This window comes from Mucispirillum schaedleri ASF457 (genome assembly GCF_000487995.2).
In the GTDB taxonomy this organism is placed as follows: Bacteria; Chrysiogenota; Deferribacteres; order Deferribacterales; family Mucispirillaceae; genus Mucispirillum; species Mucispirillum schaedleri.
Genome location: NZ_CP097562.1, coordinates 957580 through 972525 on the forward strand (window position 1 = coordinate 957580; position 14946 = coordinate 972525).

Sequence of the window (14946 nt, forward strand, 5' to 3'; positions counted from 1 at the left end):
TTTTAGTATAAACCTGCTTCAATATTCTTATCCTCACTCAATAAAATTATGCGTTATCCCCCGTAAAAAGGGGGATAATGTATAGTTTTTATATTCTAAACCTGCTGACAAGTGTTTTAAGTCTTTCTGCTCTTTCCTGTAAATGATTAATAGTTAATACTACCTGCCCAACAGCCGCATCACTTTCTTCAATACCTGCTGCAACACTCTGAGCTTTATCTGACACCTGCTGCATATATTCATACTGCCTGTTAACTTTATCAGCTGCACTCTCAGTATCACTTACAGCTTCATTTACTCCTTTTACCACATTACTAAATGATGATGCTGTTTCACCAATCATATCAACACCTGATGTTACTGCTTCACCAGAAGATGCCATTTCTTTTGATGCTCTGCTGCTTTCCTGCTGAAAAGATGTAATAATAGACTCTATCTCTCCTGTTGCATGCTGAGTGCGTTCTGCCAGTTTTCTCACTTCATCTGCAACAACTGCAAACCCCCTGCCTGCTTCCCCTGCACGAGCTGCTTCTATTGCAGCATTTAAGGCAAGCAGATTAGTCTGAGATGCTATATCATTAATAACTGTTAAAATATTCCCTATTTGTGACGAGCTTGCAGAAAGTTCATCAATAGTTGCTGAAAGTGATGATGTTTTATCCTGAATATCAAGCACATTAGTTTTTACATAGTCAAGCTGTGCTGCACCTGCTTTTGTCATATCTTGCGAGCGGTTCATAACCACTAAACAGTCTTTAAGCTGAACTGATGATGCCTGAGAAAGTTCTCTTATATCCTGAATATTACCTGCCATATCTGAAATCTGCTCAGACTGAGATGCAAAAGAGGCAGCCAGTTCTTCCATTGTAGCAGAAAGCTGATTATTTCCACTGGCAACTTCCCCTGCTGCTTCTTTTACTTCGCTTACTATTTCCTGCACATTTTTTATAAACGCATTAAAACTTACTGCTAAATCATTTAATTCATCTTTGTTTTTAGCTGATAATCTGACAGTTAAATCGCCATCACCTTTTGTTAAATCTTCAACATTAGTAACAAATCCTTTCAACTGTTTTATAACACTAAAATATAAATATGCAACACCAACTGCACCTGTCAGAAATGTAATAAAAAAGAATATAACAGATGCAAGCATACCCTGCTTTAATGCAAAAGTAGATTTATCTGTTGATGTTTTAACAAGATTATAAACAATATTTCCAAGCTGTGTATTCATTTCTCTAATTTGAGCTGCATACTGGAAACGGACTTTTTCCAATGCTGCCATTTTTGCTGCTATATCTATTAACTGATTATATGACTGCTGTGCTGCATTAGTATTATTTATTATTATTTTTACAGCATCTGTTATATTTTTATTATCTATATTATTCACAAGATTTGATGCCATATTATTTATACGATTAAAATTATCTGGTATAGTTTTAAGCATATCTGGCTGTTTTGTTTTAACTGCCATATAGGATGCTGTTTTGATAAGAGTAGAAAGGGAATAGATGTTATTAAGTCTTGTGATATATTCTTGGTTTATGCCTGCCTGTGCAGCTGTTTTCATTAGCTGTTGTGCAGTTGCTGCTGAACTATCAAGAGATGTATTCATTTTTTTCATAGTTTCAGTATTTGATTTTATTAATGCTAGATTATCTAAAATAGTTTGAGTAAAGTTGTATACAAGTTCATGATGTTCTGCAATTATTTTATTAGTTTCTATATAATATTTTTTATTTTCTGGTGTTGTAACAAAAGCTTTATAATCATCAGCATTTTTTCTTAATGCTTGTATTAAGTTTTGTGCATTATTATAAAAGTTTTCATTCAGGCTTGCAGCATAAGACAGCACATTTACTTGTAAAGTAAGAGTATTTAGTGAAAGTGTTTCCATCTGTTGATAGGCATTGATATAGTTTTTACCTATTCTCTCTGATGTTTTTGCTGCAGTGTATTCAGAATATATTGCAAAAGCACTGTTTAAAAATGCAAATGCCAGAACACCGCATACGGATATAATAATTTTATGAGCAATAGTCAGTCTCATGTTCCACCCTCCTAAACTATTTTATAAACATCATTACATAAACATTAACTACCTTCCTAAATACAATATAATATACTAAAATAACCATTTTTATCTTTTTATTATACCTTGAAAAATATAATATTCAACTACTATTTTGTGTTTTTCTGAAAATACATAAAATAAAATATTATATAATCTTTGGAAGTTTTGGCACATATATTGCTATAAGAAAAGCGGAGGCGATATTATGAAACGATTAATTACAATTATTTCCTTACTGGCACTTGTTAGTGGCTGTAACTCAATAGGCGGAGCAGTTGCAGTTGTTAACCCTTTAAACTTTACTACAACAGGTTTTTATCCTTTACTTATTATTGGCGAACTGGAAACTAACCTGTCATCACTTGTTATTGATAAAACAAGAGCAACAGTAGCTGATTTTAATGTAAATCCTTTTGAAGTTTTACCTGAAAAATCACTGGTATATGTTATGCCAGCTATTATTACAAAAAGCTATCAAAAAACTTATGACACTTATTATAGTTCACTTATCAGCAGATATTTACAGATGAATAACTTTGCAGTTATTACTAATGATATTTCAAAAGCTGATTTTATATTAATGACAACTATTGCAGAATCACCTGAAAGAAGAACTGGCACAAATTCGTCTGTTATTTCTATAAGCATTATGGAGCAGGATGAAAGAGCAGTTTTTCACTCTAATGTAGTAGTAAACAGCAAATCTGATAAAAACTTTTACTACTATCCTTCAAAAGCTGCAAGACCTGTGCAGGAGCTTACTTTATTAGGTTTTGAAGAATTATTTAAATCAGGGCTTCCACAAGCCTTTGGTATAGTGAGGTAGTATCATGCAAAACGGATTATATACAGCAACAAGCGGACTTTTAATGCAGCAAAACAGAGTTGATTCTATTTCAAACAACTTAGCAAATATGAATACTAATGGTTATAAAAGAGACAGGGCAGTTTTTTCCGTATACAGACCAGAAGATAAAAGATACCCACAGAATTTTATAAGAGAATCTCATTATAATAAAACTATAAATACAGCTGTTCTTCTTCATGAAAACTCTGCAAACTTTGAGATGGGACATATTAAAGAAACAGGCAATAAATTTGATTTTGCTATTCAGCAGGATAATGCTTTCTTTGCAATAGATACTCCATGGGGTATCCGCTATACAAAAGATGGTGCTTTTACTATAAATGATAACGGTGAACTTGTTACAGCAGAAGGCTATAGAGTAATGAGTAGAAACGCAGAAGGCACTGCAAATATTGTTGTTGACCAAAATGCCAGATTTGAAGTAGATAAAACTGGCACGATTTATGCTAATGGTATAGCAGGAGACCAGCTTATGATTGTGGAGTTTGATGATGTTCGTCAGATTCAGAAAGTTGGGAGAAATCAGTTTGCTGCAGTAGATATAGAACCAACAGATGCAGATAATGCAGGTGTAAAACAAGGCTACATTGAGGAAGCAAATGTAGACCCGATTGCAGAAATGGTTCGTATGATTGAGGCATCAAGAGGTTATGAAATGTATGCAAAAGTAGTTCAAACTCATGATGAAATCAGTCAGAAAGCAGCATCACAGATTTTGACACAATAGTATTATTGTAAGGAGGCAATACTATGGTTCGTTCACTTTGGACAGCAGCTACAGGCATGCAGGCTCAACAAATGAATATTGATAATATGTCAAACAATTTGGCAAATGTAAACACACATGGATTTAAAAAAGGCAGAGTTTTATTTCAAGACCTTTTGTATCAAGACATTAAATCAGCAGGTGCAGTAACAGCAGCAGGTATTAACCATCCATCAGGTATTCAAATGGGTATGGGGGTTGCAACAGTTGCAATTCAAAAAATACATTCACAAGGCAACTATGATAACACCTATAATGAACTTGATTTAACTATTGAAGGTGATGGATATTTTCAATTAACATTACCTGATGGTAACATCGGATATATTAGAAGTGGTGCATTTTCTATTGATGCAAATGGTGATGTGGTATCTCCAGAAGGCTACCTGCTAGAACCGGGTATAAATATTCCTGATAATGCTTTAAGAATATCTGTATCAAGTGATGGTATCTTTTCCGTAAAATTACCGGGTGAAGATGAAGAAACAGAATTAGGGCAAATTGAAATAGCACGGTTTATAAACCCAACTGGTTTAGCTTCAATTGGGGAAAATATATATCTTGCAACAGGTGCATCAGGTGCTGCACAGGTTGGCATTCCATCAGAAGATGGATATGGAAAAGTAAAACAACACTTTTTAGAAACAAGTAATGTGCAGATGGTTACTGAAATGGTTAATATGATTACAGGCCAGCGTGCTTATGAAATGAACTCAAAAGCAATTCAAACAAGTGATGAAATGCTTCAAACAGTTGCCAGCTTAAAACGATAAGGCGGTGTAATATGAAAAAATTTCTACTTATTGTATTAATGCTGATTTTTAGTGCAGGTTATACATTTGCTCAGAAACATATAACAATTAATGAAGACTGTGTATATCTTGATGAACTTACTGCCAGTCATATTCCACACAACAAAGTAGAGTGCGGTATAAAAGCAGGCAGTGAAACATTAATAACAAAAGATGTTATACAATCTCATTTAGATAAAGCAGGTATAAAAGGCACTGTATTAAATGATATTCTTGTAAGCAGAGAATGGGAAAAACTTTCCTATGAAAAAGTTGCCGAATATATAGAAGCTGAATATAAAAAAGCATATCCTGATATGAAAATAGTTGTTGACCAAATCAGAATAGCTGAAAATATTTATGATAATCCTAATGTTAAAATGAATATATCATGCGATACTTCAAAACTTGGAGGCGGATATGCTCAAATTAAACTTGATAATAATAAATATCAAATTTACTACTATGTAAAAGGCTTTAAAGATGCTTATGTTACTACTGAAAGAATAAAAGCTGGCGATAGTCTGGCAGGAAAAGTTAAAAAAGTAAGTGTAGAAGTTACTAACCTGAAAAGCGAAATTATTGATAATGCTGAAAGTTTAGCATCATCAAAAGCAGTGCCGGCTGGCAAAGTTATCACTGCTGATATAGTTCAGGAAAAACCAGCACTTAAAAAAGGCGAAGCAGTTAAAATTATAGTATCAAATGGTATACTCCATATTGAAACTCATGGTGTAGTAGAAGAAAATGCAATGCCCGGAAAACAAGTGCTTGTTAGAAACTTAACATCACAGAAAATAATAAGCGGCAGCTATATTGGAAATAGTATAGTTAAAGCTGATTTTTAATAAAACAATATTTAATGCTTCCAAAGTATTAAGTGAATATAAACATTTTTATCTCCTTACTATTGCCTGAGTTATAGTTATTTTGCTTCCCAAATATTAAATAACTATAATTACAGGCAGGTTTCTCTTGTGCTGTCAGTCTCTATTGGCATATCTTTTGCTTATATATTTGCAGGAAGATATTATATTTTATATTTAGGCGGTGAATATATGAAAAAAACTATTTTATTACTTACAGTTATGCTTGCTGCTCTTTCAGGGTGTGCTTCAAAAGGTTATGATGATGTTATTACTTCCATTCCATCATCTGGATATAAATCAGAAATAGAAGCATATAAAATGCAGGAAGCAGAAATGAATAAACCAAACCCTTCTTTATGGTCAGATGTGGGCTCAAGCGGCACTATATTTTTAGACTATAAAGCAAGAAGAATTGGTGATGTGGTTATTGTAAAAATTGAAGAAGATTCTTCAGCTTCAAACTCTACAAATAATTCGGCATCCAAATCTACAACTTATAATGCAAGCATTACAGCAATGCTTGGGCTGCCTACAAATATGGGCATAACTAATTTTTTAGGCTCAGGTGCAGCATTTCAGCCAACTATTGCAGCAACAACAGGCAATAACCATCAAGGACAGGGCTCAAGCAGGAAAGCAGATTCTTTCACTGCAACTATTGCAGCAAGAATTGTAGATATTATGCCATCTGGAAATTTAGTAATTGAAGGCAACAGAGAAATTATTATTGACCAGGAAAAACAAACTATTACTTTAAAAGGTATTGTAAGGCAGAAAGATATAGATGCAGCAAATACAGTTTCATCAAGTGCTATTGCTGATGCTCAAATCACTTATACTGGTGCTGGTGCATTATCTCAGGCAACTAAAAAAGGCTGGCTTGGTAAAGTTATAGATGTTATCTGGCCATTTTAATAAATACAATTTTATTCACTTTTATATATAATCATTTCTCACTTTTAAAACCTGCTTAAAATTAATTAAGCAGGTTAAATTTATTATAATGAACTTACCCAAAAATATTGAACCATATATAGTTATTACAGCAATTAGCACATTGTCATTTTGAGCAAAGCGAAAAATCTAAATTATATATATTGCAGTAATGTATAATCTATTTAAACTATCTATTGTTTTTAGATACTTTGCTTAAAAGTTCAGTATAAAACAGAGGCAAGCTAAGGACTAGTTTTAGTGAGCGATAGCCAAACTTGTTTTAGCAGAGCGTGGTTTAAATAATAAGGGCGAGGGGGAGCAAAAATGCTCCCCCTTATAAGTTTGTTATATTAATTTTCCTGAGTGATAAATTTAAATTTACCATTGATAATGTGTTTAGAGCCTGTTCCAGCAGGTATTAATTTACCCATAATAACATTTTCTTTTAAGCCGCGAAGTTTGTCTGTTTTACCAGAACATGCCGCATCTGTAAGCACTCTTGTTGTCTCCTGAAAAGATGCTGCAGAAATAAAGCTTTCTGTATTAAGTGCAGCTTTTGTAATACCTTGAAGTATAGGTCTGCCTTTTGGCGGTTCTTTTCCTTCAGATAAAAGCTCCTGCTGAACTTTTTTAAATTCGCTTTTATATACTTCTTCGTTTGGCATAAAGTCAGAATCTCCAGCATCTTCAATAATGACTTTTTTAAGCATTTGACGAACAATTACTTCTATATGTTTATCATTAATGCTAACACCTGATTTTCTATATACTATCTGTATTTCATCTACTAAGTATTTAGCAAGTGCTTCTTCACCTAATACAGCTAATATATCATGCGGATTAATGTTACCGTCAATTAATGCTTCACCTGCACGAATATAGTCGCCTTCGTGAGCATTGATATAACGCATAGTGTTTATGCTGTATACTTTTTTATCCCCAGTATTTTCGTTTTCAATAGTAAGTTTTTTCATACCGCGGACAGCATTTTCTATTTTAACTATACCATCAATTTCTGCAATAATTGCAGGGTCTTTTGGTTTCCTTGCTTCAAAAAGCTCAGCAACACGAGGAAGACCAACAGTAATATCTTTAGTTTTTTGTGCTTCTCGTGGGATTTTCGCAATAATATCACCAGGATATACTTCATCGCCTTCATTATATGAAATAATTGTTCCAGGTGTTAATTCATAACGATAAACAGTTTTATTATCCGCATCTTTAATAGATATACGCGGTCTGCGTTTTTCCTTAGAGTTAGCAACAACTACTTTTTGAGAAATATTTGTTGTCTGGTCTACTTCTTCTTTTAAAGTTTCGCCTTCTGTTAAATCTCCATAGGCAACTGTTCCTGCAAACTCTGTCATAATAACAGATACATGGGGGTCCCAGTCAAACAAGAGCTGACCTTTTGTTACAGTATCGCCTTCTTCTACACGGATAACACTGCCATATCCAGGAGTATATTTTTCTAATATACGACCGCTTGCGTCTTTAATCATAATAGAGCCGTTTCTGTTAAGAACAACTATTTCGTTTTTCCTGTTGCGAAGAGTTTTCATACCTTCAAATGCAACAGAACCACCCATTCTTGAGCTCATAGATGATTCTATACCACCAGCAGACGCAATACCACCAATATGGAATGTTCTCATTGTAAGCTGTGTTCCAGGCTCACCAATAGACTGAGCTGCAATAGTTCCTGCGGCTTCACCCATTTCTATCATACGGCGTGTTGCTAAATCTAAACCATAACATTTTTTACATATACCAAATTCACTGTCACATGTAAGTGCTGAGCGAACCATTACTTTATCAATACCAGCTTTTTCTATTTTCTCAATAACTTCTTCATCAATAAAAGTATCTGCTTCTACTACTAACTCATCAGTCAATGTGTCAAATAAATCTTCTAATGTGTATCTGCCGTATATCCTTTCACCAAGTGATTCAACAACTGAAGCACCTTGGAATAACGGACCAACTTCAATACCTTTAATTGTTCCGCAGTCATCTTCTGAAATAATTAAATCTTGAGCAACATCAACAAGACGGCGGGTAAGATAACCAGAGTTTGCTGTTTTTAATGCAGTATCTGCAAGACCTTTACGGGCACCGTGAGTTGAAATAAAATACTGGCTCATTGTTAAACCTTCACGGAAGTTAGAGTCAATAGGTGTTTCAATAATCTCACCTGATGGTTTAGCCATCAGACCACGCATACCAGCAAGCTGAGCAATCTGAGCTTTAGACCCCCTTGCACCAGAGTCACTCATAACATAAAGAGTATTGTAATATTTTTCTCTTTTATTTTCTTTTGAAGCATCGCCGCCTAAGTTTTCAATTGTTTTTATAAGTTTATCAGTAATTTTCTCGTTAGTTTTTGACCATACATCAATTATCTGGTTATAACGCTCACCCTTAGAAAGTGCCGCTTCTTCTCTGTAATGTCTTTCAATTTCCTGAACTTTACCATAAGCCTCTACAATAAGTTCATTTTTCTCTTTAGGGATAATCATATCATCTATACAGATTGAATATCCTGCAATAGTAGAGTATTTAAATCCTAAATCTTTTAAGTTATCAAGGAATGTAACACTATACCAGTTGCCTAATTTTTTATAAATATAGTCAACAAGTTTTCCTAACTCTTTTTTACCTAAAACTTTATTTACCTGTTCAAAATCAATGCCTTCAGGAACAATACCGTAAAGAATTACACGACCTGCTGATGTATCATACATTTTACCATCAATTCTTACTTTAATTTCTGCCTGCAGGCTTAATTTGCCATGGTCAATAGCAATAATTACTTCTTCTGGAGAAGAATATATTTTACCACTGCCAAATGCATTTTTTAATGGACGAGTTAAATAGTAAATACCTAAAACCATATCCTGTGTAGGAATAGCAAGCGGCTGCCCGTTAGCAGGCGATAAAATATTGTAAGCAGAAAGCATAAGTGTTCTTGCTTCAAGCTGTGCCTGAAATGATAACGGCACATGGACTGCCATTTGGTCACCGTCAAAGTCAGCATTAAATGCAGTGCATACAAGTGGGTGAAGCTGTATTGCTTTACCTTCAATTAACTGTGGTTCAAAAGCCTGAATACCAAGCCTGTGCAGTGTAGGGGCACGGTTTAATAATACAGGGTGTTCTCTGATTACTTCCTCTAATACATCCCATACTTCCTGTCTGCGTTCTTCTACCATTCTTTTTGCTTGTTTTACAGTTGATGCTATGCCTCTTTCTTTTTCAAGTTTATAATATAAAAATGGTTTAAATAATTCTAATGCCATTAATTTTGGCAGACCACACTGGTGCATTTTCAAATGCGGACCTGCAACAATAACTGAACGGCCAGAATAGTCAACCCTTTTACCCAAAAGGTTTTGACGGAAACGACCATTTTTACCTTTAATCATATCTGATAATGATTTTAATGGGCGTTTATTGCTTGAACGGATTATTCTGCCTCTTCTGCCGTTATCAAAAAGAGCATCTACTGCCTCTTGAAGCATCCTTTTTTCGTTGCGGATAATAATTTCAGGAGCATTTAACTCCATAAGTTTTTTAAGACGGTTGTTTCTGTTAATAACCCGTCTGTATAAGTCGTTTAAGTCACTTGTAGCAAATCTGCCGCCATCAAGTGGAACAAGTGGGCGTAATTCTGGCGGTATAACAGGAATAACATCAAGCACCATCCATTCTGGGCGGTTGTTTGATTTCCTGAATGCTTCCACTACTCTTAATCTTTTAGCAAGTTTTAAGCGTTTCTGCATACTGTTAGTTTCTCTTAATTCGCTTTTAAGTTCAATTAAAAGTAAATCAAGGTCTACTTTTTTCAGTAAGTCTTTTACAGCTTCTGCTCCGATTTTAGCTACAAAGCCATTTGCACCAAAATCTTCAACAGATTTTCTATACTGCTCTTCTGTTAAAATCTGCCTTTCTTTTAAGCCAGATGATTTTGGGTCAGTAACAATGTATGACTCAAAATATACTACCCTTTCAATATCTTTAATTGATAAGTCAAGAATAGAGCCTATGCGTGATGGAGTTCCTTTAAAAAACCATATATGGCATACAGGTGATGCTAAATCAATATGACCCATACGAACACGGCGGACTTTTGACTGGATAACTTCAACACCACATTTTTCACAGACAATACCTCTGTGTTTCATTCGTTTATATTTACCACATAAACATTCCCAGTCTTTTACAGGACCAAATATTTTGGCACAAAAAAGACCATCTCTTTCAGGTTTGAAAGTTCTGTAGTTAATTGTTTCAGGTTTAGTTACTTCCCCTGATGACCAGCTTAATATTTTCTCAGGAGATGCAATTTTTATGCGTATAGCATCAAAAAACACTGAACTCTTATTCTCTCTAATACTTTTTTTCATAATATTAAATTTACCTCATTAACTGAAGTTTACAAGCATTTGCAAAAACTCGCTGCACAGCTTATCGCTATGCAGGATATTCTAATCTATTCACCTTTGTCGTCTAAAGGTTCATTGTCATAATCGTCATCATCTGCCTCTATATCAAGACTGATGTTTCTAACAACATCATCACTGCTTGGCACATCATCATCTCTTATACCAGCACTGATATTATTAAGCTGTTCGTTTGTAATAAGCTCATCGCCTGTAAGCAGCTCAATATCAAGCACAAGCCCCTGCAGCTCTTTAATAAGGACATTAAAGGACTCTGGCATATTTGGAGTAAAACTGAAGTCGCCATTTACAATAGATTCATAAACTGCTGTTCTTCCTTCCACATCATCTGATTTAACAGTAAGCATTTCCTGTAATATATTTGCAGCACCATAAGCTTCTAATGCCCAAACCTCCATTTCTCCAAGTCTTTGACCGCCAAACTGAGCTTTACCACCAAGTGGCTGCTGAGTAACAAGAGAGTATGGACCAGTAGAACGAGCATGGATTTTTGTATCTACTAAGTGGTGCAGTTTTAACATATACATTACACCAACAGTAACTTCCTGGTCAAACCTTTCACCAGTTCTGCCGTCATATAAAACTGTCTGACCGTCGCTTTGAAAGCCTGCTTCTGTAAGCATCTTTTTAATGTCTGCTTCTTTTGCACCATTAAATACTTCTGTTGCAACATGTTTTCCAAGTTTTTTAGCAGCCCAGCCTAAATGTGTTTCAAGAATCTGCCCAATATTCATACGAGAAGGCACTGAAAGTGGATTTAACACTATTTCTACTGGTGTGCCGTCTGGTAAGTATGGCATATCTTCTTCTGGTAATATACGGGAAACAATACCTTTATTACCGTGGCGGCCTGCCATTTTATCACCAACAGATAAACGCCTGCGAATAGCAATATATACTCTGACTGATTTTAATACACCAGCAGATAATTCATCGCCTTTTTCTATTTTTCTGCGTTTATCCTGAAATTTCTCTTCAGCATTTTTTTTGCCTTGTATACATACAGAATCTGCTGCAGCATATTCAGCATCAAATTCTGCTTTTCCTTCAATATCAAATTTTGCCATTTCCCTTGCTGTTATTGGAGCAAGGTTTTCTTCAGTTAATACTGTGCCTGCACTTAAACCTGCACAGTCTGATTTTAATGTTTTGCCTATAAGCAGAGAAATAACTCTGTCTTTTCTAGCATTTTCAATAGCAGAAACTTCTCTTGTATATGCAGCAGCAATACGCTCTGCTTCATGCTGCTCTATTAATTCAGTTCTGTGGTCTTTGTTAATATCACGGCGAGTCATAACCTGAACATCTAATATAGTTCCTGATATACCAGGCGGCACTCTTAGTGATGCGTCTTTTACATCACCTGCTTTTTCTCCAAAAATTGCACGGAGAAGTTTTTCTTCAGGAGTTGCCTGAGTTTCGCCTTTTGGTGTTACCTTGCCAACAAGAATATCGCCTTCTGATACTTTTGCACCAATTCTGATAATACCACTTTCATCTAAATTTCTTAATGCTTCTTCAGAAATATTTGGTATATCTCTTGTGATTTCTTCTGCACCAAGTTTTGTATCTCTTGCATCTATTTCAAATACTTCTATGTGTATAGATGTGAAAGCATCTTCTTTAACAAGTTTTTCTGATACTAATATAGAGTCTTCGTAGTTATAACCCATCCAAGGCATAAATGCTACAACAATATTTCTTCCAAGTGCCAGCTCACCCCTGTCAGTAGAAGCACCATCTGCAAGTGTATCTCCCATTTTAACTTTCTGACCAAGAACAACACCCGCATTATAGTTAATACATGTATCCTGATTTGAACGGCGGTATTTAACTAAATCATGAACATCTATACCAAAAGAACCATCTTCATTAACATAGCGGACAATAATTGTATCTGCATCTACATAATCAACAACACCATCATGGAGAGATATTAATGCAGAGCCTGAATCCACCGCAACTTTTCTTTCTAAACCTGTTCCAACAATTGGAGCATCAGTTCTAATTAACGGCACTGCCTGACGCTGCATGTTTGAGCCCATTAATGCACGGTTCGCATCATCATGTTCTAAAAAAGGAATAAGAGCTGTTGATACTGAAACAATCTGCATTGGAGCAACATCCATTAACTGCACCTGCTCTTTTGGAGCATTTAAATTTTCACCTACATAACGGCATGCTACATCGTCTGTTAAAAAATAACCATTTTCATCAAGCGGTGAATTTGCCTGTGCAATATAATAATCTTCTTCCTGCAAAGCATACATATATACTACTTCATCTGTTACTCTGCCATTTTCAACTTTTCTATATGGTGTTTCAATAAATCCAAATTCATTGATTTTAGCATAAGTAGTAAGAGAAGTAATCAGACCAATATTTGGACCCTCTGGGGTTTCAATAGGGCATATTCTTCCGTAGTGAGAAGTGTGAACATCTCGCACTTCAAAACCAGCTCTGTCCCTGTTTAAGCCACCGGGACCTAATGCAGAAAGACGGCGTTTATGTGTAATCTCAGATAATGGGTTATTTTGGTCCATAAACTGAGAAAGCTGATAACTGCCAAAAAACTCTTTAATTGATGCTGATAATGGTTTCGCATTTAATAAATCCTGTGGAGTAGAGTCTTCTAAATCCTGAATACTCATACGCTCTTTAACAGTTTTTTCCATTCTTGCAAGACCTATGCGTATGTGATTTTGCAGCTGTTCGCCAGCAGCTCTTACACGCCTGTGCCCCAAGTGGTCAATGTCATCTATATGCTCAACACCAAGACGAATGTTATTAAGCACTCTTACAGTTTCAACAATATCTTCTTTTGAAAGAATTACTTTATCAAGAGCAACAATATCTTCTGAAATTTTAAGCCTTTTATTAATTTTTAAACGACCAACACGAGATAAATCATAACGCTTAGGATTAAAGAAAAGGTTATTAAACTGCACTGCTGCTGTATCATCTGTTGCAGGCTCACCTGGACGAAGTTTTTTATAAATTTCTATTAAAGCTTCTTCCTTAGTTTTTATTTTATCAATAGCCATAATGTCTCTGATAGCTGCATCAGATGTCTGTCTGTTGATAAAAAGTATAGAAAATTCTTTTATTCCAAGCCCTGTAATCTGCTCTAAAAGTTCTTCTGATACTGCTGTATTAGATTCTGCAATAATTTCACCATTAGCATCATCAATAATATCTTCTGCTAAATATGTATCTATTAAATCTTTTGGTTCAACTTCATATTTTGTAAGACCTGATTTAATAACTTTTTTGAAAGCACCTTTTGTGATAGATACATTTGGTTTAACAATGTATTCACCTGTTGCAGGGTCTTTAATACCCAAAGTAAGTTTTTGGTCAGTTATTACATGGTCTTTATTAAATTGTCTAATAAATTTACCATCTTCAATAGTTATTTTATCTTTTTGGTAATATGTATCTAATATATCCTGATTAGTTAAGCCTAATGCTTTTAATAAAACTGTTACAGGGATTTTTTTCTTTTTATCAATACGCACATACATTACATTCTTAGAATCAAATTCAAAATCAAGCCAAGAACCTCTGTATGGAATTATTCTAGCACTGTATAAGTGTTTTTCAGAAACACTTTTGCCGGCAGTTAAATCTTCAAAAAATATACCAGGAGACCTGTGCAGCTGGCTGACAATTACTCTTTCAACACCATTTATTACAAAAGTCCCCCTGTCAGTCATAAGTGGAATATCACAAAGATATACATCACTTTCAGTTGCTGATAAAGTTACTCTTTCTCCTGTTTCTTCATTAACATCATGAGTAGAAAGACGAACTTTCACTTTTAATGGTGCAGCATAGTTTGTATTTCTATCAATAGACTCCCGTGGAGTATATTTAGCTTTCTCAATAGTATAACTAACATATTCAAGCACAGAAGTATCATTAAAATCTGTTATGGGAAATATTTCACGGAAAACTTCTTCAAGTCCTTGAAACTTGCGTTTATCAACAGGTATATCCTGTTGAAGAAACTCAGCATAAGATTGTTTTTGAACCCCAATAAGGTCTGGTATATCAATTACTTTCTTAATTTTAGAAAAATTGATACGCTCTATTGTTTTTTTTGTATTAAGCATCCTTTTCTCACCACCAATGGTTCGTGATTTTTTGAGCAAAACAGGGGGAAGCCCATGC

General features: G+C 34.8%; 7 protein-coding genes and 1 pseudogene. 5 read left to right on the forward strand and 3 right to left on the reverse strand.

All coding sequences use genetic code 11. From position 1 onward, the window contains the following. Positions 1-88: 88 nt before the first annotated feature. Complete coding sequence (locus N508_RS04485; RefSeq protein WP_023275210.1) at positions 89-2056, reverse strand: methyl-accepting chemotaxis protein; 1968 nt, start codon at positions 2054-2056, stop codon at positions 89-91. Between the two features lie 229 nt (positions 2057-2285). Between N508_RS04485 and N508_RS04490 the strand changes: the two genes are divergently transcribed. From N508_RS04490 to N508_RS04510, 5 genes are all read left to right on the forward strand, one after another. Further along, positions 2286-2906, forward strand: a complete 621-nt coding sequence (locus N508_RS04490) for a lipoprotein (RefSeq protein WP_023275211.1) — start codon at positions 2286-2288, stop codon at positions 2904-2906. 4 nt (positions 2907-2910) lie between these two features. After that, a complete protein-coding gene (flgF, locus tag N508_RS04495; RefSeq protein WP_023275212.1) occupies positions 2911-3675 on the forward strand; it encodes a flagellar basal-body rod protein FlgF in 765 nt (254 codons plus the stop codon). 23 nt (positions 3676-3698) lie between these two features. Beyond that, entirely contained in the window at positions 3699-4487 is a 789-nt protein-coding gene (flgG, locus tag N508_RS04500; RefSeq protein WP_023275213.1) for a flagellar basal-body rod protein FlgG, read from the forward strand. A gap of 11 nt (positions 4488-4498) precedes the next feature. After that, positions 4499-5353 (forward strand): flagellar basal body P-ring formation chaperone FlgA, encoded by an 855-nt coding sequence (flgA, locus tag N508_RS04505; RefSeq protein WP_023275214.1) that lies wholly within the window; start codon positions 4499-4501, stop codon positions 5351-5353. 210 nt (positions 5354-5563) lie between these two features. Continuing rightward, positions 5564-6289 carry a flagellar basal body L-ring protein FlgH gene (locus N508_RS04510; protein ID WP_040636668.1) on the forward strand — a complete coding sequence of 242 codons (726 nt, stop codon included), beginning with the start codon at positions 5564-5566 and terminating at the stop codon, positions 6287-6289. 371 nt (positions 6290-6660) lie between these two features. Here the strand turns inward: N508_RS04510 and rpoC are convergent, their stop codons facing one another. Next, complete coding sequence (gene rpoC, locus N508_RS04515) at positions 6661-10716, reverse strand: DNA-directed RNA polymerase subunit beta' (RefSeq protein ID WP_023275216.1); 4056 nt, start codon at positions 10714-10716, stop codon at positions 6661-6663. Positions 10717-10952: 236 nt separating this feature from the next. Further along, positions 10953-14888, reverse strand: a pseudogene (rpoB, locus tag N508_RS04520) (DNA-directed RNA polymerase subunit beta); the annotation flags it as partial. Positions 14889-14946 lie beyond the last annotated feature (58 nt).

Bases quoted from the DNA above. Each gene is read 5' to 3' on its own strand.
- N508_RS04510 (WP_040636668.1), top strand. From the start codon at position 5,564: ATGAAAAAAACTATTTTATTACTTACAGTTATGCTTGCTGCTCTTTCA.
- N508_RS04485 (WP_023275210.1), bottom strand. From the start codon at position 2,056: ATGAGACTGACTATTGCTCATAAAATTATTATATCCGTATGCGGTGTT.
- flgG (WP_023275213.1), top strand. From the start codon at position 3,699: ATGGTTCGTTCACTTTGGACAGCAGCTACAGGCATGCAGGCTCAACAA.
- flgF (WP_023275212.1), top strand. From the start codon at position 2,911: ATGCAAAACGGATTATATACAGCAACAAGCGGACTTTTAATGCAGCAA.
- flgA (WP_023275214.1), top strand. From the start codon at position 4,499: ATGAAAAAATTTCTACTTATTGTATTAATGCTGATTTTTAGTGCAGGT.
- N508_RS04490 (WP_023275211.1), top strand. From the start codon at position 2,286: ATGAAACGATTAATTACAATTATTTCCTTACTGGCACTTGTTAGTGGC.
- rpoC (WP_023275216.1), bottom strand. From the start codon at position 10,716: ATGAAAAAAAGTATTAGAGAGAATAAGAGTTCAGTGTTTTTTGATGCT.